Origin of the sequence: Streptomyces sp. NBC_00568, assembly GCF_026341855.1 — a bacterium.
Classification (GTDB): Bacteria; Actinomycetota; Actinomycetes; order Streptomycetales; family Streptomycetaceae; genus Streptomyces.
In genome coordinates this window covers 4,513,162-4,535,193 of the sequence record NZ_JAPENW010000001.1, presented here as the reverse complement: position 1 = coordinate 4,535,193, position 22,032 = coordinate 4,513,162, and the positions used below count along the sequence as shown (strand labels likewise).

Sequence of the window (22,032 nt, the reverse complement as noted above, 5' to 3'; positions counted from 1 at the left end):
AGCTGCCCGTGTACGTCGCGCCGGCCGTCGGCCGGACGTCCGGCGATCCGGCGCGGGTGAAGGTGCAGATCGCCGGCCGCGACACGACGCGCAGGGCAGGCGTCGAGGGTGTCCTGCTGTCGGTCGGCCGCACCGACGGCACGGCGAAGGCGGGCAGAGCCCGGATCCAGGTGGACTACTCGTCGTTCCGGAAGGCGTACGGAGGCGACTGGGCCTCACGGCTGCGGCTGGTTCAGCTCCCCGCGTGCGCGTTGACGACGCCGCAGAAGGCGCCGTGCCGCAAGCAGAAGCCACTTGCGACTCAGAACAATGTCATGTCCAGGACACTAGCCGCCTCGGTGGGTGTGACGCGTGCGACCGTGCTGGCCGCGACCGCGGGCAACGAGAGTTCGAGCGGCGACTACAAGGCCACCTCGCTGAAGTCGTCCGGCTCCTGGAGCGCCGGCGAGTCGACGGGCGGCTTCGCCTGGTCCTACCCGGTCGACGTGCCGAAGGTGCCGGGCGGCATCCAGCCGAAGATCTCGCTCGACTATTCCTCCCAGTCGGTGGACGGGCTGACAGCCGCCTCGAACACCCAGCCGTCCTGGATCGGTGACGGCTGGTCCTGGGAACCGGGATTCATCCAGCGCCGCTACAAGTCCTGCAACGACGACAAGACCGACGCGACGAACACTGGCCGAGTCGGCGACATGTGCTGGTACAACGACAACGCCGTCCTCTCGCTGGGCGGCAGGTCGACCGAGCTGCTGTACCAGAAGGACAAGGGCTGGTACGCCACGGACGACTCGGGCGCCCGCATCGAGAAGCTGACCGGCGCCACCAACGGTGACCAGGGCACCACCGGCGTCGACGGCAAGGGCGAGCACTGGAAGGTCACGACCTCCGACGGCACCCAGTACTTCTTCGGGCTCAACCGGCTTCCCGGGTGGAGCGACAACGGCACCGCGGCCGACGACCCGGTGACGAACTCGACGTGGACCATGCCCGTCTTCGGCAACCAGTCGGGCGAGCCCTGCTACGACGCATCGTTCGCGAGCGGCTGGTGCCAGCAGGCCTGGCGCTGGCAGCTCGACCACGTCGTCGACCCGCACGGCAACGCGATGTCGTACTACTGGAAGACCGAGAGCAACAACTACGGACGCAACGTGTCCGACACCACAGGCGACTCGACCGCCACCCCGTACATCCGGGGCGGCTACCTGGACCACATCGACTACGGTCTGCGGTCGAACGCGGTCTACTCGGGCAAGGCCATGGGCCAGGTGTCGTTCGACGTCGCCGAGCGCTGCCTGAGCACCTGCGGGACCTTCGACGAGGACAACGCCAAGAACTGGCCCGACGTCCCGTTCGACCTGCACTGCAAGGACGGCGCCGAGTGCAAGGACAACTACTCCCCCACCTTCTGGACGCGCAAGCGCCTGACCGGCATCACCACGAAGGTGCTCACGGGCGGCGCGTACAAGGAGGTCGACACCTGGACGCTGGCGCAGGACTTCCCGGCCTCGGGCGACGGAGTCTCCACCCCGATGTGGCTGAAGTCGATCCAGCGCACCGGGAAGGCGGGCGGCACGGCACAGCTCCCGCCCGTCACCTTCGCGGGTGAGCAGCGCCCCAACCGGGTGGACAAGACCGGTGACGGCCTGGCCCCGTTCGTCCGGCTGCGCCTGTACCAGGTCACCACGGAGACCGGCGGCACCATCGGCGTCACGTACTCCCAGCCGGACTGCACCGTCTCGACGCTGCCGTCGGCCGACGGCGGCAACACCACCCGTTGCTATCCGGTGAAGTGGGCGTACGAGGGCTACGACGCGAAGCTGGACTGGTTCAACTCCTACGTCGCGACCCAGGTGGTCGAGGGCGACAACCTGGCCGAGTCCCCGGACAAGGTGAGCACCTACTCCTACCTGGGCGGCGCCGGCTGGGCCAAGAGCACGGACGAGTTCACCAAGGCCGACGACCGCACCTACTCCGTCGCCCGCGGCTACGGGCGGGTCCAGACCCGCACCGGTGCCGCCTCCGACCCGAGGACGCTCACCGAGAGCCGCTTCTTCCGCGGCTTCGACGGCAAGGACGTCAAGGACTCCACCGGCGCGTCCGTCGAGGACCGCGAGCAGTTCGCCGGCATGCCCCGCGAGAAGATCACGTACAACGGTGACGACACGGACAAGCCCGTCTCCGCCACCTCGTACACACCCTGGCGCTCGACGCTGGTCGCCTCCCGCGCCCGCACCGGCCTGCCCGACCTGGAGGCCTACCGGACGGGCACGGAGAAGGAGATCACCCGCACCACGGTGACCGGAGGTGTCCGCAGCACCGAGCTGACACGGCACTTCGACTCGTACGGCATGGCCGATACGGTCTCCGAGACGGGTGACGCGGCCAAGTCCGGCGACGAGAAGTGCACCACCACGTCCTACGCGCGCAACACCGGCAGCTGGATCCTGGACAAGGTCAGCCGCGTCGAGACGGTCGCGAAGGCCTGCGGAGCCACGATGCAGCGCCCCGCGGACGTCGTCGACGACGTCCGCACCTACTACGACGGCGGAGCCCTCGGCGCCGCCCCGACGAAGGGCGATGTCACCAAGACCGACCGGATCAACGGCAAGGGCGACGGCTACGAGTCCGTCTCCAGCACCCCGGCCGCGGACTTCGACCTCTACGGACGGGGGCTGTCGGCCGCGGACGCCTACGGCCAGGTCACCAGGACCGTCTACACCCCGGCCACGGGCGAGGCGCCGACCAGCGTGCTGGTCACCAACTCCCTCGACCACACCGCCACCACCACCATGGACCCGCGGCGCGGACTGCCCACCCAGGTGAAGGACGCCAACGACAAGATCACCACAACGCAGTACGACGCGCTGGGCCGGACGACGAAGGTGTGGCTGCCGACCCGTTCGGCGACAACGTACCCGGACTCGCCGAACCAGGCCTTCGATTACCTCGTCCGCAACGACGGTCCGATCGTCGTCACCACCAGGACTCTGACCCAGGACTCCAAGTACAGCGTCAGTCACGCCTTCCTCGACGGCATGCTGCGCGACCGCCAGACCCAGGCGGAATCCCCCGACCGCGCCGGCCGGCTCGTGACGGAGACGTTCTACGACACCCGGGGTCAGGCGTGGCGGACCTCGGGCACCTACTACGCCACCGGCGCCCCCGAGGCCGTCCTGGTGACCGGGCAGGAGCTGAACTACCCGGCGTCCACCGACACCGAGTACGACGGCGCGGGCCGGGTCACCGCGGTGATCTCGAAGCGCTACGGCGACGAGACGAGGCGCACGGCCACCACCTACACCGGCGACACCACGACCACGGTCCCGCCGAAGGGCGGCACCGCCACCACCGTGGTCGTCGACGCCCTCGGCCGCACCGTCGAGCGCAAGCAGTACACCGACGCGGCCCGTACCTCGACGCAGTCCACGCTGTACCACTACGACGGCCTCGGCCGGATGGACCGGATCACCGACCCGTCCGGCGCGAAGTGGACGTACGGCTACGACGTCCGCGGCCGCCAGATCCAGCTAGACGACCCGGACAAGGGCACCACCAAGACCGTCTACGACAAGGGGAACCGCGCCACCGACGTGACCAGCGTCGGCCGTGGCATCACGCTGCACACCGACTACGACGAACTGGGCCGCAAGCTGGCACTGAAGAACGGCACCAAGACGCTCACCTCGTGGGAGTACGACAAGGTCGCCAAGGGGCAGTTGAACAAGTCGACCCGCTGGGTGGACGGAAAGGCCTACGAGTCGGCGGTCACGTCGTACAACAGCCTCTACAAGCCGGTCGGCACCCAGCTCACCGTCCCGGACGGCGAGGGCGCGCTGTCGAACGTCTACAAGTGGACGACGTCCTACAACCTCAACACCGGCCAGGTGATGTGGACCCAGCAGCCGGCGGTGGGCGGCCTGCCCTCAGAGAAGGTCACCAACACCTACAGCCCGGTCGCCGGCCTTCTGAACACGGTCGGCGCCGGATCGGACCCGCTCGTCTCCGCCATGACCTACGACCACTACGGACGCGCCGTCCGCCAGGAGCTCGGCGCCTTCGGCCGGCACGTGTGGGTCAGCAACGAGTTCGACGAGCACACCGGCGCGCTGAGCCGTACGTACACCGACCGTGACGTCGCCCCGCAGCGGGTCGAGGACACCGAGTACGGCTACGACCTGTCCGGCAACGTCACCTCCGTCGCCGCCGCGTACGGCCAGGACGCGGCCCGCACCACGGACACCCAGTGCTTCACCCCGGACGCCCTGGGCCGGGTCACCGAAGCCTGGACCAACACCGGCGAGGAGTGCGCCTCGGCCCCCTCGGCGTCGGTCGTCGGCGGCACGGACGCCTACTGGACGTCGTACACCTACGACGCCCTCGGCAACCGGAAGACGGAGACCGGGCACAAGACGGCCTCGGGTCCGAGCGCCGACACCCTGCGCGCCTACCAGGAGCCGGACGCCGGCAAGCACAGCCTGCCCAAGGTGAGCCAGACCGGCACCGACGCCCATGAGGAGGTCTTCACCTACGACGCGGCCGGCAACACCGAGACCCGCAAGACCGGCAGCGCGGTGGCGCAGACCCTGAAGTGGGACGACGAGGGCCATCTGGCCCGGGTGCTCCAAGGAACCACGGAGATCAGCAGCTACCTCTACGACACCGAGGGACAGCAGTTGATCCGCCGCGACGCCAAGGGCACCACGCTCTACCTCTCCGGAGGCAACGAACTCCACCTGAGCAAGGCGGGTGTGCTCACGGGTACCCGCTACTACTCGGCCGGGTCGAAGATCATCGCGATGCGGACCGGGAGCAAGCTCACCTTCATCCTCTCCGACCACCACAACACCGACACCACCCAGATCACCGCCGACGCGTCCCAGGCCGTCACCCGGCGCAAGAGCACGATCTTCGGCGCCGAGCGCACGACCTTGCCCTCCGCGTGGGCCGGCGACAAGGGCTTCGTCGGCGGCACGAACGACACGGCGACCGGCCTGGTCCACCTCGGGGCCCGCGAGTACGACGCCCGGCTGGGCCGCTTCGTCTCGGTGGACCCGCTGTTCGTGACGGACGACCCGCGCCAGCACAACGCGTACGTCTACAGCAACAACAACCCGGTCAGCCTCACGGACCCGGCCGGCACCGAGATCGGCTCCCCGCCGAACTCGTGCCTGTACGACCTGAAGTATTGCTCCTCGGACGTCCAGAAGTCGGTCGGCTACGACAAGAAGACGGGAACGGTGACACCGCCGAGCAGTGGCGGGGGCGGCAACTCCTCCGGTTCGTCGGGCGGTTCGTCGGGGTCCCACTACTGCGACGGCTGCCGCCCGCTGCTGCCGAAGCTGCCGAAGGGCGTGAGTGTCCCGAGCGGAGGGAACGACGTGATCTGGATGGATCATGTGACGCTCGACGTGAGCGACTACACCGATCTGAACATCAGCGCGAACTACCACCTCGCGGACATGGACGAGACGATCGGCTACACCTACTCCGCCAGCGAGCAGATAACCACCACGGAGCAGTATTCCCAGACGTACGGTGCCAGTGTCACCGTGAGCTCGGAGATCAAGGGCAAGATTCCCCTGGTCGCCGAAGGCAAGGTCAGCGTCTCGGTCGGGCTCAACGGGTCCTGGGCCTGGACCGACATCGACTCGAAGATGAGATCGGACACCCAGACCATCCAGAACACATGGCAGGTGAAGAAGGGCCAGCGCAACGGCCTCTCACCCGGCGGTGTGCTGACGATGTACCAGACGACCTACCACCACACCGATGGCCGTACTTCGACCAAAACGTGGGGGACCTTCAACGTCACCGCCTGGAAGCCCGTCATCTACTCGCAGATCCCGGACAACACGGTCACGCTCGGCACGAAGCTCCCGAGCTGACCGGCCCGCGGCGGGGCGTTCTCGAGGGCCCGCCCTCCTGATCGCCCCAGGACGGTGAAAAGAAGCGCGGGACACCGGTGCGAACCGGTGTCCCGCGCTTCTGTGTTCGTCGTGCCCCGAGGGGCGAAGGACCGGTCAGTCCTCCGTCGTCGCCGAGACGGACGGCGACGACTGCTCGGCGGCCACCGTCGTCTTCTTGACGGCGGCCTTCTTCGCCGTCGCCTTCGTGGCCGTGGCCTTCTTGGCCGTGGTCTTCTTGGCGACCGTCTTCTTGGCCGCCACCGTCTTCTTGACGGCGGCCTTCTTCGCGGTCGCCTTCTTGGCCGTCTTGCGCGCGGCCGCCTTCTTGGCGGCCGGAGCCTCGGCGTCGGCCTCGGCGGCCTCCGGCTCGGCAGGCTCGGCGACCGGCTCCGCTGCGGCCGACGGGACGACCGTGACGGCCGCCTCCGCGGACGCGGTGGGCGCGGTGGCCTTGCGCACGGCACGACGGCGCGGACGGGCCGGCGCGGCGCTCTCGGCCACCGGCTCGGGCGTCGGCTCGGCCTCGGGGGCGGTCTGCGCGGCGGCCTCGGCGACGGGCGCCGGAGCGGGCTCCGTGACCGTCACCACGGCCTCCTCCGCCGCCTTGGGCGAACCGGCGGGCGCCGACACCTTCCGGGTCGCACGACGACGCGTACGGCCCCGGGGAGCGGCCTCGTCCTCGGCCACGGCGGCCGGAGCCGCCTCGGCCGGAGCCTCGACCACCGGCTGCTCGACGACCGGAGCCTCGACCACCGGGTCCTCGACCGCGACCGGCTCGGCCTCGGCGGCCTCACGGGACCTGGCCGCGGCCCGCTCGGCCCGCTCCTCGCGCCTGCTCCGGGGAGCGCGCTCCTCCGCCTTCGGCGCACCCGCCGGAGCGGACGCGCGCCGGGTGGCCCGGCGCCGCGAACGGCCACGGGTGGCCGCGGCCTCCGCCTCGGCGGCGCTGCCGTAGAACTCCTCGTCGGGCTGGAACTCGGTGTCGACGAGCGCGACGGGCGCGGCGACCTCGGCGGCCACCTCGGCCTCGCTCTCGACCGCCTCCGGCTCCTCGGCCGTCTCGTGCGTGAACTCGTGGTCGTGCTCGTGGACCTGCTCGGCACCGCCACGGCCGCGCTTCTTGCGCTTGCCGCCGCCGCCGATGGAGGTCGGCTGCTCCATGTGCACGATGACACCGCGGCCGTTGCAGTGGACGCAGGTCTCGGAGAAGGACTCCAGCAGGCCCTGGCCCACCCGCTTGCGGGTCATCTGCACGAGGCCCAGCGAGGTCACCTCGGCGACCTGGTGCTTCGTACGGTCGCGTCCCAGGCATTCGAGCAGGCGCCGCAGCACCAGGTCCCGGTTGGACTCCAGGACCATGTCGATGAAGTCGATGACGACGATGCCGCCCAGGTCGCGCAGCCGCAGCTGGCGCACGATCTCCTCGGCCGCCTCCAGGTTGTTCCTGGTGACGGTCTCCTCGAGGTTGCCGCCCTGGCCGGTGAACTTTCCGGTGTTGACGTCGACCACGATCATGGCCTCGGTCTTGTCGATCACCAGGGAACCGCCGCTGGGCAGCCAGACCTTGCGGTCCAGCGCCTTCATCAGCTGCTCGTCGATCCGGTACGTCGCGAAGACATCGACCTCGGAGGTCCACTTCGACAGCCGGTCGGTCAGGTCGGGCGCCACGTGCGAGACGTAGCCGTGGATGGTCTCCCACGCCTCGTCGCCGCTGACGATGACCTTGGAGAAGTCCTCGTTGAAGATGTCGCGGACGACACGGACGGTCATGTCCGGCTCGCCGTAGAGCAGGGTCGGAGCGTTACCGCTCTTCGCCTTCTTCTCGATGTCCTCCCACTGCGCCTGCAGACGCTCGACGTCGCGGCGCAGCTCGTCCTCGCTCGCGCCCTCGGCGGCGGTGCGCACGATGACGCCCGCGTCCTCGGGGACGATCTTCTTGAGGATGGTCTTCAGACGCGCGCGCTCGGTGTCGGGCAGCTTGCGGCTGATGCCGGTCATCGAGCCCTCGGGGACGTACACGAGGTAGCGGCCCGGAAGGGAGACCTGGCTGGTCAGGCGCGCGCCCTTGTGACCGATCGGGTCCTTGGTGACCTGCACGAGGACCGACTGGCCGGACTTGAGGGCGGACTCGATACGGCGCGGCCCGTGGGCCATGCCGAGCGCCTCGAAGTTGACCTCACCGGCGTAGAGGACCGCGTTGCGGCCCTTGCCGATGTCGATGAAGGCGGCCTCCATCGACGGCAGCACGTTCTGGACCTTGCCCAGGTAGACGTTGCCGACGTACGAGGTGGCCTGCTCCTTGTTGACGTAGTGCTCGACGAGCACGTTGTCCTCGAGGACGCCGATCTGGGTGCGCTCGCCGCTCTGGCGGACGACCATCACGCGCTCGACGGCCTCGCGGCGGGCCAGGAACTCGGCCTCCGTGATGATCGGCACGCGGCGACGGCCCTGCTCGCGGCCCTCGCGACGGCGCTGCTTCTTGGCCTCCAGACGGGTCGAGCCCTTGATGGACTGCACCTCGTCCGAGGGCTGCTCTTCCTTCTTGGCACGCGGCTCGCGGACCTTGACGACGGTGCGCTCGGGGTCGTTCTCGCTGGGCTCGGCGTCGCCACCGGAGTCACCGGCACGACGACGACGGCGACGACGGCGACGGGAGCTGCTGGAGCCGCCCGACTCCTCGCGCTCGTCGGCCTCCTCGGCGTCCTCCTCGACCTGCTCGGCGGTGTCCTCGGCGTCCTGAGCAACCTGCTCGGCGGCGTACTCGTCCTCGCCGGCCTCGCTGTCCGACTCGGCGGACTCGCCGCGGCGGCGACGACGGCCACCACGACGGCGACGGCGACGCGAGCCCGCGGACTCCTCCTCGCCCTCGTCACCCTCGACGGCGTCCTCGGCCTCTTCGGCCTCCTCGGCCTCTTCGGCTTCCTCGGCGGACTCCTCGGGCTCCTGCGGCTCCTCGGCGGCCACGGTCACCGGCTCGTCCTCGACGCCCCGGCGACGGCGGCGGCGACGGCCACCGGTCGGCTCCTCGACGACCTCGACCGGCTCGGGGGCCTCAGCCACCTCGGCGGCTTCCTCGGCGGCCTCGGCCGCGGCAGCGGCGGCGGCCCGCTCGGGCGTCTGGAACATCGGCTCGGTGAACACCGGCGCCTGGAAAACGGCGACGGCCGGACGTCCGGGGCGCCGCGAGGACTCCTCGGACTTCGGCGCGGGCGCCGAGAAACCGACGGCGGCCTTGCGGGTGGCGCGGCGGCGGCCACGGCGCGGGGCGCCTTCCTCGGCCTCCGGCTGCGCGGCCTCCTCGGGCTGGTTCTCGCTGGTCACGGGCGCCTCCACACGCTCGTCGGCGGCGTCGCCCTCGGGCGCGCCGACGGGCGCGGAGGCGCGCCGGGTGGCACGACGACGGGTGCTGCGGCGGGGGGCGGCCTCTTCGGCGGCGGGCTCGGCGGCGGGCGCCTCGGCCTCGGCTTCGGCCTCCGCGGTGGCGGGGGCGGACACCGGCTCGGCGGGGGTCGTGACGACCTCGGCGGCCTCGGCGGTGCCGGGCGTACCGGTGGGCGCGGTGACCCGGCGGGTGGCGCGACGGCGGGTACGGCCGGCGGGCGCGGTCTCCTCGACGGCGGCCGGGGCCTCCTCGGCGGGCCTGCCCTCGGGCTCGGCGACCGCGGCTGCGGGCACGACCGTCTCGGCGACCTCGGCGGTCCCGGCAGCCGTGGGCGTACCGGCGGGGGCGGAGACACGACGGGTGGCACGGCGACGCGTACGGCGCGGTGCGGCGTCGTCGGTGTCGGTGGTGACCTCGGCCGCGGCCGTCTCGACAGCCTCTTCGGCCTCGTCCGGCTCTTCGGCCTCGGCGTTCACGGAGGCCGGGGCCTGCGCGGAGGCTTCCTCCGCCATGAGGTCGGCGGATGCCACGGCCGGTATGGCCGGCGCGGTGGTCTCGGCCGCGGCCTCGGAGGCGGCGGTCGGCGGACCGGCGGGGCGCGACGCCGCACGGCGGCGGCGCCGCGGCGGCAGGGTGTCGCTGGGAGTGGTGTTGGTCTCGGAACCCTCGGTGGGTTCGGTCGGCTCGAGCATGCGGGTGGATCTCCCGTCAGGCTCCCGGGCGCCGCGCCTGGTCCGGCAGTACCGGTGACGTCCGCGGCTCGCGCGATGCGCGGTGCCGCCGTCCGGGGCGCGGGCGCCGCACGGGAGCTCTCTGTGTCCTGTCTCGCCGGTTCCGTACGCCATGTGTGCGTACGGCCTGGCGAAAGTCTTCTGGTCGGTGCGCTGCCCGACCCAGGTGGCTCCCGGATACGAGGGCGGCGTTACGACATCCGTCCTTACGCGGGACCTTCCTTACGCCGACGCCTTCGCGGCGGCAGTTTCGGCGGCCCCTGTGCGATCGGCTGGGGCGGCTGCGACTGCCTCGCGGTCGGGCGCGAGCGGGTCGGTCACCGTGCCGGTCTCTTCATCGAACAGCCCCTGCGCCAGCCTGGTCACCGCAGCGGCGACCGGCGGCGCCAGGTCGGCCACGGCGCGAAGACCGGACAGGACGTCGTCGGGTCGAACGGCAGGCGTCACGTGCCGAACAACCAGCCGCAGTATCGCACAGGCCTGGTCGGTAGGCCTATCAGCCTGTGGACTGTGCGTCTCGGTGGTCGTCTCGAGGCTCGCCACGGCACCGCGGGCGTCGAACGTCCGCATGCCGTTCTTGGTCTTGCGGCTGACCTCGACGGTCTCGGCCGCGTTGAAGGCCTCCACCGCGCGCTCCGCCTCGGCCGGGTCCACGCCGTCGAGACGCAGCTCCCACACGGAAGCGGTGAGCCGGTCGGCGAGACCCGAGACGCTGGCCTCGACCGCCTCGATGATGTCGAGCCCGAGGGGCATCGACTCGTCGAGGAGCTCGCGCAGCTTCTCGGGGTCGCGCTGCGCGGTGAGCGCGATCTCCAGGTACTCCGCCTCGCTGCCGGTGCCGGTGGGTGCGGCATTGGCGTACGACACCTTCGGATGCGGTGTGAACCCCGCGGAGTACGCCATCGGTACGGCGGCACGGCGCAGGGCACGCTCGAAGGCGCGCTGGAAGTCACGGTGGCTGGTGAACCGGAGGCGGCCGCGCTTGGTGTAGCGCAGTCGGATGCGCTGCACCGCGGGTGCGGGCGGCGGGCCTTCGGGCTGTCGCTTGCCCAGTGTCGTTCAGTCCTTCGTGAGTGCGGTCGTACTGCTACCTAGAGTACGTGTGTCGGCGGCCGGTGGTTCCCGCCGGGCGACCGGCTGCGGTTCCCGGGGAGTCCCGAAGACCATCCGCCGGAAATCGGCCCGGGCCTGCCGGGCGCTGTCCCGGGCGGCGGCCAGGGCCTGCCGGGTCGCCCGCCCGACGCTGCGCGCCGCCTCGGCCGCGGGCCTCAGCACCAGGTCGCGTACGGCGTGCCCGACCGGCGTCAGCACGGTCCGGTAGGCCCAGCGCGCGGGTTCCACGAACGTCCACCGGAACAGGCGTGCGAAGAACCGTCCGACGGCGAGCGAGATGTGCCCGGCGATCCGCCAGGCGTGCCCGAGTGCCTCCCCGACCTCTCTGGCGACGACGGCGAGGGCCCGCCCGACCGGCACGAGCACCCAGCGCCACACCGCGAGCGCGGGCAGTACGAGCAGGACGCGCGCCGTCCAGTAGAGCGCGGCACCGATGCCCACGAAGATCATCCGTACGACCCACACGAACCCCTCGGCCAGCAGGGCGATCACCCTGCCGATGGGCGTGAGGACCCAGGTGTACAGCCACAGCGCCGGGACGACGAGCAGGTACCGCGCCAGCCAGGCCACGACGGTGTACACCCCGACACCGATGGCCGCGAGAACCAGCCCGATGCCCTTGAGCAGCCAGGTGACGGATCGCCCGACGGGTGTGAGCAGCCTCACGTAGACCCAGTCGAGCACGGTCAGGAGACCGCCGACGATCCAGACGACCACGGCCGCGACGCCCGAGAACAGCAGGGCGAACCCGGCGCCGATCCCCCGGGCCGCCCAGGCGATCGCGTGGCCGAGCGGGGTCAGGACCGCGCGGTAGAGCCACACCGCGGGCACGACGAACAGCACCCGCCCCAGCCAGGCCAGCGCTCGGCCGACCGGCAGGACGACGTACCGCCACAGTGCCACCCAGGGCCAGACGAACAGCGCCCGGGCCAGCCACCCGAGCGCCCGCCCCAGCGGCCGCAGCAGGGTGTCCCGGAGGAACTTCCCGCCGACGACGAGCGCGTCCCACACCATCCGCACCGGCACGACAAGGACGAGCACGACGATCCGCACCGGAATGCGGATCGCGACGGCAAGACACCCCTCGGCCTGCTCGCCGGGTCGCACGGCAGGCGGCTTCTCCAGATCCATATCTGCGTAGACGCACGGGCCACCTCGATGGATGCGGCGCATCGGCACCGATTGATACGTCCATGCCGAGATGTCGGCTTGGTACGTCCGTGAGGTGATGGCGGTTGCGGCATCGGGCCGGTGCGACGGGCGGGCGAGGGCGAGGCGTGTACAGGCGCTCCGGCCCACCCCGCCCCAGCCCAGCCCTGCCGTGCCGTGCCGTGCCCCAGTCGTACCCTGCCCCTGCCGTGCCCTGTGCCGGGCTACCTCTTCGCGGCCCTGCCCGCCCGGGAGGCCTCCGGCCGGCGCGCCGTGGAGGCCGGCGGCGGGACGGTGACGAGGCGCTGGACCGAGAACTCGCGGTTGATCCCGGTCTGGCGCCGGATGGCCTCGGGCAGGTCGGGCAGGGCCAGCAGCCGGTCGCAGGCCCGGATCGAGCCGGCGTGGTCACCCACCCAGTACGCGGTGATCGAGTACTCGAAGAGCAGACCCCAGCGGTACACCCAGCTCCGGGTGAAGAGCAGGTCGTCGGGTTCGGGCCGGTCCAGGGCGGCACCGAGCAGGGCGTGCGCGGTGTGGTGACGGCCCTGGACCCGCAGCCGGGAGGCCAGCTCGTAGCAGGCTTCGAGCCGCTCCGGACGCGCCTCCCAGGCACGGGAGAACGCGTCCATCGCCCCCGGCCAGTCCCCTGTCTCCTCGGCCTTGAGGAGACCGGCCTCCAGCAACGAGCAGTAGACCTCCTCCCCCCAGCCGCCCATCGCTGCGCGCCGCTCGTACAGGGCGATCGCCTCCTCGGCGTGCCCGAGGTCGCGTTCGGTGTTGGCGAGGTAGAAGACCGTGCGGGTGTTGGCGGGGTCGCGCTCCAGCTCGCCTCTCAGCAGGCGGGCGTCCCGTTCGAACTTGTCGCTGCGGCAGCCGCCGTCGGCGTGGTCCTCGATCACGAGCGCGTCGAGGTTCTCCTGGACGTCGGGCTCGTCGGTGCACGGGTACTCGTGCGTGACGCCCTCGTAGCGCCAGGTCCGGTCGCCCCGCATCAGGTGCTTGAAGCGGTGCTGGGTGCCTGGAGTGTCGTAGCGCAGCATGTACGAGGTCGCCGTCAGCCGGGGCAGCGGGGCGTCCTGGCGCAGGACATGGTCGGCGTCGACGGTGAGGAGGAAGTCGGCCTTGCCGCGGGCGTGCCGGATGTTCCGGGTGCGGTTGTGGCCGAAGTCGACCCAGGGTTCCTCGTGGAGTTCGCCCGGGATCCCGGCGAGTGCCGTGCGGATCAGGTCCTGGGTGCCGTCCGTCGAGCCGGTGTCGGAGATCACCCAGGTGTCGATCAGTTGGCGGACGGAACCGAGGCACCGTTCGATGACCCGCGACTCGTTCTTGACGATCATGCAGAGGCAGATGGTCTGCGGTTTCACGGCGGCCAATGTGACACACACAGGGCGCCGGGGGCCGCTCCGCGCGGGACACGGAGCCGAACAGCGCCCGATTGGGCGCAGCGGACACAACTGCGAATCACCGGCGGTGAATTACCTCATCAAGTCGTCCCAATTGGGCTGATTTGATGATAAATAGGGCGAGTTTCGAGGGGGTTGGACGATCTGCCCGGCATCGCCGGGTCAAGCTCGCGATCGGCGTCGAGGAATTCCCCACCGATCGATCCAAGGAGCACCCGCGCATGAATCCTGAGTCCAGGACCACCCCTCTGCTGGGCCCGCCGGGCCGCGACCGGTTCAAGAGAGCCGGCGTAGTGGCCTCACTGGCGCTGGTGATGGCGTCGGGAGTGGTCGGCCCCGCGACGGCGACGGCCGGCAGCGTGGCCGACCGCGCGACGCCGGCCCCGAACGGCGGTGACAAGTGCAAGCCCCGCCCGCACCACGAGCACCGGGCCCTCCCGGACGAGCGGGCCGACGGAAGGAACTGGTGCAAGGGCCCGACCGGCCCACGCGGCCCGAAGGGCGTCACCGGGGCGACGGGAGCGGTGGGCCCGGTGGGGCGGCCCGGTGCGACCGGGCCCACCGGGCCCCAGGGAGAGCCGGGTGCCACGGGGGCGCCGGGCCTCCTGGGAGCCACCGGCCCTCAAGGTCAGACCGGCGCGACGGGCGCTACGGGCCCGTGCTCCGGCATCGACGCCGCGCAGGAATCGCCGGACTTCGAGGTCCGTATCGCCCTGAGCGGCGGAAGGACCTTCGCGGGCATCCGTGACCAGCGGACCGGCGAGACACAGCACTTCCTGTGGACCAACCTCAGCACCCACCCGGACTATCCGTCCGGCGGCGCGGCAGGTCTGCCCTGCGGCGTCTCCGTCAACGCGCACGCCCGGACGACCACCTTGAACCGCATCAAGTTCGACATCGTGACCACCACGGGTCAGATCTGGGAGACCAGCTGCGTCGCGCTGACCACCACCCACCCGGCGACCCTGACCTGCGCCGACCGCACGGGCCATCCCAAGCCCTGGCTCCTGGTCGCCCGGCAGCCGGCGCTCGACACCGCCAACTTCGACGCCCTCAACGACGGCGCCTGACCGCCGTCTCTCCGCCGCCGGTTCCCCGTACGTCCCGCACCTGAACCGGCCGGACAGCCGCAACGCGGAAGGGGTGCCCGCCAGGTCGGCAAACGACCCCCGGGCACCCCTTCGCGCTGTCCGTCACGGTCAGGCCGTGGTCCAGTCCCCCACGTAGAACAGTTCCAGCTGGCCGTACGGTTCGTCGAGGCTCGACAACTCTTCGGCCAGGCTGTTCAGCACCGACACCGACCGCACGAAACCATGGACGTCCGCGCGGAGGAACGCGTGGGCCTCGGTGAACACGACGGCGATGAGCCACGGACTGCTCTCGCCGCGCTGCTGGAGGAGATCGCGCAGCGCGTCCCAGTTGTCCGCGTACTCCTCCGGCTTGACCAGCGCCCGGCCCAGCGCGGCCTTGAGCTGCCGCTCCTCGCGCACCGTCCCCAGGTCGATCTCCAGTACGGAGAAGCCGGACTGCTTCAGTTCCTCCACCAGCAGGCCGCGCCGGTCCTCGCCCACGAGATAGGGATCGAGAGGCAGCCAGGGCAGCCGCTCCTCGACGTCCACCCACGTGTCAAGCATGTCGTCCTCGGTGCTCATCAAGTCCCCCGCAAGCAGTCTCGTCATGATCGCCGGATGAGTACACCACACCGTGGTGACGGGACTCCTGTCGGTCCGTCAGGAAGGAACCGCGACAGCGTCCGGGCCCGGACAGATCCTGGCGGTCCGGTCGTCCGGCGCGACGGCGCCGCCCTCTCCGTACGACGAAAGCCGCCCACCTGTGTGGCTCGGGTGGACGGCTCATGCCCGGGTGTTCAGAGATCGGAGTCGGCGGCGGCAACGTAAGCATCCTCGGCCGCTGGACGACACCGGCCGAAGCCGGCGGCGGGATTCGAACCCGCGTCGCTCTCTTTACAGGAGAAGTAGCCGCAACCTGCGCACCTGAACGCTGCCCACAGTAACGCCGGCCGGCGGCTCCGGCATCCGACTTACGCGTGCGTGCCGTCGCCGGGAGCCCGGCTCGGCATCGGCATCGCCATCGCCATCGCCATCGGCATCGGACTCCGGCCCGCGCGGCGCCTCGGCGTCACCTCGCGGGAAGGCCGCGACCGTGGACCACCACCCGGCGGCAGGCCCTTCATGTGCCGTTCCCCGGCCGTGGTGGCGCGGTCTTCTCGGCCTCGGCGGTGGCGCGTCCGGAGGCCGCCAGGAGCGCGAGCAGGGCGAGCAGGGCCAGGAGGATGAGGACGAGCAGCAGGATCGTCAGGACCGTCGGGTGGTTCCAGAGGGCGAAGACCAGGGCCACGATCAGCAATGCGGCCAGGGCGATCCAATGGCGGTGGGCCTGGATCCAGGTTCCCGTCCGACCGGTGCGGACCTGATGGTCGTACGCCCATCGAGCAGCGGAGTCCGCGGCGCGCTCGGACGTGCCCCGGACCGCGACCGGCAGTCGCCCGGGCCCGATCAGATAGGCGCCCAGCGCGATGACGATGCCGAGCACGATCGCCGTGCGGAGGCTGACCTTCAGGAAGTGCAGCAGCGTGTCGAAGACGGCCGCCGCGGCGGCCTCCGACTGGACCTGCGGCGGGAGATGGTCCAGGTAGTAGCGGCGGGCGACGACCAGGACGATGGCGATGATCAGACAGGCGAAGGCCGCGCCGAGAGTCGTACGGATCAGGGCCCGGCGGCGCCGGTGGGCGAGCAGCACCCCGGCGGCGCCGATCAGCACGACGATCACGGGAAGCCAGTTCCCGATCACGTCCAGCAGGTGGGCGCCCTTGCGGATCTTCTCCAGCTGGTCCGACTGGAACAGCACCATCTGCTTGTCGACATCGGGGATCTTGGAGGCCGGGGACAGCCCGGCGTCCACGAGCGCCTGCTTGACCTCGTCGACGGCTTCGCCGACGTTCAGGGTGACCGTCCCGCCGCTCACTCCGATGGCTCCGCGGCCCTGCCCGGTCAGCGCGTGGACGACCGCGGCGTGGGCCTCCCGGTTGGCGGTCTTCCAGATCTCCTCGAAGCGGTCGCCCTGCACGAAGCGCGTGGCCACCTTCTTCACCGTGCTGTCGACCGCGGAGTCGAGCTGCGGGCCGAGCCCCTTCAACGCGTCCGCGGCCTTCGGCGGCAGGCCCTGGGACCTTAGCCAGGCGGCGATGTCCGCGGCGGCCTGGTCGCCGTCGACCCGCACGTCGGCGGCATGGGTGATGCGTCGGACCGCCGCGTCCTCGATCGCGGGGTCCGAGGCCAGCGGCGCGACCGTCGCCACGTACCGGTCCGTGTCCAGCGCGATGTCGTGCACCCACACGGTGAGCAGTGCGATCGGTACGAGGATGCAGGTGAGGACGATGAGCACCGCCGAGGCGGTGTTCCTGGCGATCCGCGCAGCCGTCGAACCGCCCTGGTGCCCGCTCGGCGGCGCGTCACCCGCGTTCTTCTCCGGGGGTGCTCCGAACTCGGACGGCTCGTGGGGGCTGGTCATGGCTGCTCCGGGGCTCCTGGGCGGCTACCTTCCTCCATTTCCGTCGCTCCGCGACCGATCGGCACCCCCACGCGGGCCGTACGGGCTAGGGCCTGTCGGCCCGTACGGCTGGACCGCGACCGTGATCCCGGGCGCCCCGCGGCGCCCGCGACGGCCTCCACCGCTGCTCAAGGCCGGTGCGGCCCGCGCTGCCATGCGGGGTGCCCAGGACGGATCTAGGGTTTGAGGGGACGCCGGCGCTCGCGGACATCCGATGCTCCGCCACCCTCGCGCCCTCGGCGTCGACACCACACGGGAAGGCACCCGAACATGGCCACTGCGTCAGAAACCCCTGTCCTGGACACGCTCGCCGCGATGACCGTCGACTCGATCGAACGGTGCGGCCTGGCCCCGGACATGCTCCTGCTCACGCGTATCGCGGCCCTCGCCGCCTCGGACGCCCCGCCGATCTCCTATGCCGCCCATATCGACCCCGCCATCAGGACAGGCGTCACCGCCGCCCAGCTGCAGGACGTCCTGGTCGCCATCGCACCGATCGTGGGCACGGCCCGCGTCATGACGGCCGCGGGCAACATCGCCACGGCGCTCGGCATCGCGATCGCTGTCGCCGACGCCGAGATCGAGGCCCAGGGCTGAGACCGGCCGCCACCAGACCAGACGATCGGCGCGGCCCCCGAGGAAGGGGACCACGGCAGCGCTCCGAGTGCCGTGTCCCCGGGCGATCCGAGGGCCGCAGGGCCAGGCAGGAGAGCCGTCGATGCCCCAGCACGCGACCACGGCGATGCGCACGTCACCTCACGCGACACCCGAGGAGCGCGCGGCACTCGGCAAGGAGGCGCGGCGCCGCTCTCCGCGCTCGGGACACGCGGTGTACAGACCCGGTCCGAAGAGACGGGACCCGCTGGCGATTCTGGAGGAGCAGTCCGGGGCCCGGGTGCAGGAGCTGGTGCCGATCCGGTACAGCCGGATGACGGAGTCCCCGTTCCGCTTCTACCGGGGCGCCGCGGCGATCATGGCGTCCGACCTGGCCGGCAGTCCCGACTCGGGAATCACCGCCCAGCTGTGCGGAGACGCCCATCTGCTCAACTTCCGGCTGCTGGCCTCGCCGGAGCGGAAGTTGATGTTCGACATCAACGACTTCGACGAGACATTGCCCGGCCCCTGGGAATGGGACGTCAAGCGGCTGTCGGCGAGCTTCGTCATCGCCGCCCGGGCGAACGGCTTCGACGACGACGAGCGCGCCCGCATCGTGAGCGGCACCGTGCGCTCGTACCGAGAGGCGATGATCCGTTTCGCCGGCATGAGCAACCTCGATGTCTGGTACGCCAAGATCGACGCCGAACGCCTCAGGGACCTCACGACGGACCAGCTCCGCAAGAGCGGACAGAAGAAGCTGGACCACGCCCTGGCGAAGGCCCGATCGCGGGACACCGTGCAGGTCTTCGACAAACTCACGCGCCAGGTCGACGGACGGCCGATGATCGCGCCGGACCCCCCGCTGCTGGTCCCCATCGCCGACCTGCTGCCGGACGCCGAACGCGCCACGCTGGAGCGCCAGTTCCGAGGACTGATCGAGCGGTACGGACTCACGCTGCCGTCCGACCGGCGCTTCCTCCTGGAGGACTACCAACTCGCGGACGTCGCCCGCAAGGTGGTCGGGGTCGGCAGCGTCGGCACCCGGTGCTGGATCATCCTGCTCCTCGGACGGGACGGCCGCGACCCGCTGTTCCTGCAGGCCAAGGAGGCCGACACCTCCGTCCTCGCCGACCACCTCGGCGCCAGCCGGTACCGCAACCAGGGCGAACGCGTGGTCGCGGGACAGCGGTTGATGCAGGCGGCGAGCGACATCTTCCTCGGCTGGGAACGCGTGGACGGCATCGACGGCAAGCGTCGCGACTTCTACGTACGGCAACTGCGCGACTGGAAGGGCATCGCGATGCCGGAGACGATGTCGCCCAGTCAGCTGGAGACCTTCGGCGGCGTCTGCGGCATCACCCTCGCCCGCGCGCACGCACGGTCCGGCGACCGGATCGCGATCGCCTCCTACCTGGGCAAGAAGGACTCCTTCGACCGGGCCCTCGTGACCTTCGCGGAGGCCTACGCCGACCAGAACGAGCGCGACCATCAGGCACTCGTCGACGCGGTACGGGAGGGACGGCTGCCCGCGGAGGACGTCCCGGCCGGCTGACCGGCCCTCGGACGCCCGGCACGGGGGGCAGGTCGGCTAGTCCGCCTCGCGCTGCGCCCGCTGGCCCTCTTCGACCGCGTGCACCAGGATCCGGGCGGCCACACCGAGCAGCAGAAGGTTGGCCGTGATCTGTCCCGTGACAAGGAGCCGGGCCGTCTCGCTGCGCGGGCTGATGTCGCCGAATCCGACCGTGCTGAACACGGTCATCGTGAAGTAGAGGGCGTCGGTCCTCGACAACGCCTCGCTGAAACTGTCCGGCGCGCTGCGATCCAGCAGGTAGTCGGTCGTGGCGAAGAGCAGCAGGAACAAGGGAAGCATCGTCGCAAGAACAGCCATGGCACGCAGCCTGGGACGCTCGGATCTCATGATCACGCGCACCTGCCACCCCATGAGCAGCGCCACCGCCACCAGCCCTCCGACGAGAGCGAGGACGGACCTCGCGGTGAAGGCCGAGTCCAGCGGCAGCAGGTAGTAGGCGGCGACCAGGGCGGCCACGACAAGCGAGCACCGCACCATCGTGAGCACGACCACCCGACGTCCACTGCGCGGCTTCCTGTCCACGATCCCCTCTCGGACGCGCCCGATGCCGTACGACCGCACCCGATGCCGTACGACCCCGCGGCCCTGCCTGCGTATGGACAGCCACTCTCCCCGAGCGGTCCCGCCGCCGTGCGGACGGCGCACCACGAACTCACCGGTCTGGCTGCACCGACGGAGAACACCGCCCGATGAACTCGACCTGCCGGCGACCACGACGGCGGCGACCACGACGGCGGCGACCACGACCGCTGACGGAAGCCTCCTTGCCCTCCCGGGCCGGCGACCGATGAGTTCCGGAGCCCAGCGGGGTCTACCTCCGCACAAGCGCAAGCCGCGTACGAGCTCTGTGAGGGGACCATGACCGCCCACGCACTGCCACCCGTCGTCGACGCCGCAACCTGGGAGCGCCAGCTCGAGGCACTGCGTGCCCGGGAGAAGGCCGCGACGCGGGAACTTGACGCCATCGCCGCCGAGCGTCGTCGCCTGCCGATGGTCGAGATGCCTGACTACACCCTCGAGGGTGAGCACGGCCCCGTACGGCTGACGGACATGTTCGAAGGCAAGAGGCAGCTGATCGTCTACAACCACATGTGGTTCGCCGGCAAGGAATGGCAGTGCCCGGGCTGCACGGGGTTCACCTCGCAGTACACCCGCCTGGAGTTCCTGGACACCTACGACGCGCGATTCGTCGTCGTCACCCAGGGCCCGATCAACGAAGCACTCGCCTACAAGCAGCGGGTCGGCAATCGGATGGCGTGGTACTCGACTGCCGACAGCTCATTCGGCGCCGACGTCGGCGCACCGCCCGAAGGAGGATTCGCGGTCAACGTGTTCCTGCGCGACGGCGACACCGTCTATCGCACCTGGCACACCGACGGTCGAGGTACCGAGCAGCTCAGTCACACCTTCGCGCTGATCGACCTCCTGCCGTACGGACGGCAGGAGGAATGGCAGGACTCGCCCGAGAACTGGCCTCAGTCGCCCACCTACACCCGGTGGGCGACGTCCAAGGATCTCGCTGCCCTCTATGGCTCGGGCTCTGGCGGCGGCTGAACCGGTCCCGGCCGATGAACGGCGAAGCGACGACAGCGGTCGGCGCAGCGGCGACCGGAAGGCGAGGACCCTCGCGGCTCGCCTCTCAGCACTGGTGTGGGTACGGGTGCGGGTCTCGGCGGGGCAACAGAATCACCCGGGTGGGCTGAAATGCCCCCACCGGGGCACTCGGCTGTTGCGGCACCAACGGGTGCCGCAACCCCGAGGGAAAGAGAAACCCGTGTACATAGGCCTGGGTACCGTCGTCCTCATCATCGTCGTCATCGCTGTCGTCATGCTGCTGCGCCGCGGCTGACCGACCCCCGCGCGCGCCCAGTCAGCCATGAACCACAGCCGGCCCCGAATCCCCTTCTCCGGGCCGGCGTGGTCACGATCGGCGGAGGCCCCGTCGGGCCGATGGCTGTGGCCGATGGCTGTGGCTGTGGCTGTGGCTGTGGCTGTGGCAGGGGACTGGATCAACGCTGCGACGCGACTTGGTCGAGATCCACCGATGAGTTCCGCCGGCTGCGCCGGTCTACCAGGACGTACGCCATCGAGCCACCGACTGGAGACCCACCATGACCAATCCCGCACACCCCGGCCGCATGCTGTTCGTGAACATCCCCGTGGCGGACCTCAAGCGCAGCAAGGCGTTCTTCGCTGAGCTCGGGTTCAGCTTCAACCCGAAGTTCACCGACGAGACCTCCGCCTGCATGCTGGTCGGCGAGCACGCCTTCGTCATGTTGCTCAGCCGCGAGAAGTTCGCGGAGTTCGCGAAGCTGCCGATGGCCGATCCCACCACGCACACGCTGGCGCTGTACTGCTTCAGCGTGTCATCCCGCGACGAGGTCGATACCGTCAGCGCCGCCGCGCTCGCGGCGGGCGGCTCCGAGGCGGATGGCGCCGAGGACTACGGCTTCATGTACTCACGCAGCTTCTTCGACCTCGACGGCCACGGCTGGCAGGTCATGTGGATGGACCCGGCGGTGGCGGAACAGGGCCCCGAGGAGTTCGCAGCCTCCGTACAGGACGCCGACGCCCCGGCCTGACCCACCGC

General features: G+C 70.7%; 13 protein-coding genes and 1 tRNA gene. 6 read left to right on the top strand and 8 right to left on the bottom strand.

The genetic code is table 11. The annotated features are described in order from the left end of the window. Positions 1–8 precede the first annotated feature (8 nt). Positions 9–5,882: an RHS repeat-associated core domain-containing protein gene (locus tag OOK38_RS19700; protein ID WP_266758679.1), complete on the top strand. Its 5,874-nt coding sequence runs from the start codon at positions 9–11 to the stop codon at positions 5,880–5,882. Positions 5,883–6,017: 135 nt separating this feature from the next. Here the strand turns inward: OOK38_RS19700 and OOK38_RS19695 are convergent, their stop codons facing one another. The 4 genes from OOK38_RS19695 to OOK38_RS19680 form a co-directional block, all read right to left on the bottom strand. Next, positions 6,018–9,977 carry an Rne/Rng family ribonuclease gene (locus OOK38_RS19695; RefSeq protein WP_266758682.1) on the bottom strand — a complete coding sequence of 1,320 codons (3,960 nt, stop codon included), beginning with the start codon at positions 9,975–9,977 and terminating at the stop codon, positions 6,018–6,020. 261 nt (positions 9,978–10,238) lie between these two features. Beyond that, entirely contained in the window at positions 10,239–11,027 is a 789-nt protein-coding gene (locus OOK38_RS19690) for a TIGR03936 family radical SAM-associated protein (RefSeq protein ID WP_266758684.1), read from the bottom strand. Between the two features lie 48 nt (positions 11,028–11,075). Beyond that, complete coding sequence (locus OOK38_RS19685; protein WP_266758685.1) at positions 11,076–12,260, bottom strand: hypothetical protein; 1,185 nt, start codon at positions 12,258–12,260, stop codon at positions 11,076–11,078. Between the two features lie 242 nt (positions 12,261–12,502). Beyond that, the gene (locus tag OOK38_RS19680; RefSeq protein ID WP_266758686.1) at positions 12,503–13,645 is read right to left on the bottom strand and encodes a glycosyltransferase; all 1,143 of its coding nucleotides are present in this window, start codon (positions 13,643–13,645) and stop codon (positions 12,503–12,505) included. Positions 13,646–13,905: 260 nt separating this feature from the next. Between OOK38_RS19680 and OOK38_RS34540 the strand changes: the two genes are divergently transcribed. Further along, positions 13,906–14,754 (top strand): hypothetical protein, encoded by an 849-nt coding sequence (locus OOK38_RS34540; RefSeq protein WP_323178813.1) that lies wholly within the window; start codon positions 13,906–13,908, stop codon positions 14,752–14,754. Between the two features lie 129 nt (positions 14,755–14,883). Here the strand turns inward: OOK38_RS34540 and OOK38_RS19670 are convergent, their stop codons facing one another. The 3 genes from OOK38_RS19670 to OOK38_RS19660 all read right to left on the bottom strand — a co-directional run bounded on the left by OOK38_RS19670 (position 14,884) and on the right by OOK38_RS19660 (position 17,215). Then, positions 14,884–15,363, bottom strand: coding sequence for a barstar family protein (locus OOK38_RS19670; RefSeq protein ID WP_266758687.1), 480 nt, complete (start codon positions 15,361–15,363; stop codon positions 14,884–14,886). Positions 15,364–15,613: 250 nt separating this feature from the next. After that, a tRNA-OTHER gene (locus OOK38_RS19665) sits at positions 15,614–15,705 on the bottom strand. A 169-nt stretch (positions 15,706–15,874) separates the two neighbouring features. After that, a complete protein-coding gene (locus OOK38_RS19660) occupies positions 15,875–17,215 on the bottom strand; it encodes a hypothetical protein (protein ID WP_266758688.1) in 1,341 nt (446 codons plus the stop codon). Positions 17,216–17,524: 309 nt separating this feature from the next. Here OOK38_RS19660 and OOK38_RS19655 point away from each other — a divergent pair, with 309 nt between their 5' ends. Together OOK38_RS19655 and OOK38_RS19650 are read left to right on the top strand one after the other, a co-directional pair. Beyond that, positions 17,525–17,851: a carboxymuconolactone decarboxylase family protein gene (locus OOK38_RS19655; protein WP_266758689.1), complete on the top strand. Its 327-nt coding sequence runs from the start codon at positions 17,525–17,527 to the stop codon at positions 17,849–17,851. A gap of 121 nt (positions 17,852–17,972) precedes the next feature. Then, complete coding sequence (locus tag OOK38_RS19650) at positions 17,973–19,403, top strand: DUF2252 domain-containing protein (RefSeq protein ID WP_266758690.1); 1,431 nt, start codon at positions 17,973–17,975, stop codon at positions 19,401–19,403. 36 nt (positions 19,404–19,439) lie between these two features. On the opposite strand, the gene OOK38_RS34535 is transcribed toward OOK38_RS19650, so the two are convergent. Then, positions 19,440–20,186, bottom strand: a complete 747-nt coding sequence (locus OOK38_RS34535; RefSeq protein ID WP_323178812.1) for an ion channel — start codon at positions 20,184–20,186, stop codon at positions 19,440–19,442. Positions 20,187–20,300: 114 nt separating this feature from the next. Between OOK38_RS34535 and OOK38_RS19640 the strand changes: the two genes are divergently transcribed. After that, a complete protein-coding gene (locus tag OOK38_RS19640) occupies positions 20,301–20,996 on the top strand; it encodes a DUF899 family protein (RefSeq protein WP_266758692.1) in 696 nt (231 codons plus the stop codon). 557 nt (positions 20,997–21,553) lie between these two features. Continuing rightward, positions 21,554–22,024 (top strand): VOC family protein, encoded by a 471-nt coding sequence (locus OOK38_RS19635; protein WP_266758694.1) that lies wholly within the window; start codon positions 21,554–21,556, stop codon positions 22,022–22,024. The last annotated feature ends 8 nt before the right edge of the window (positions 22,025–22,032 follow it).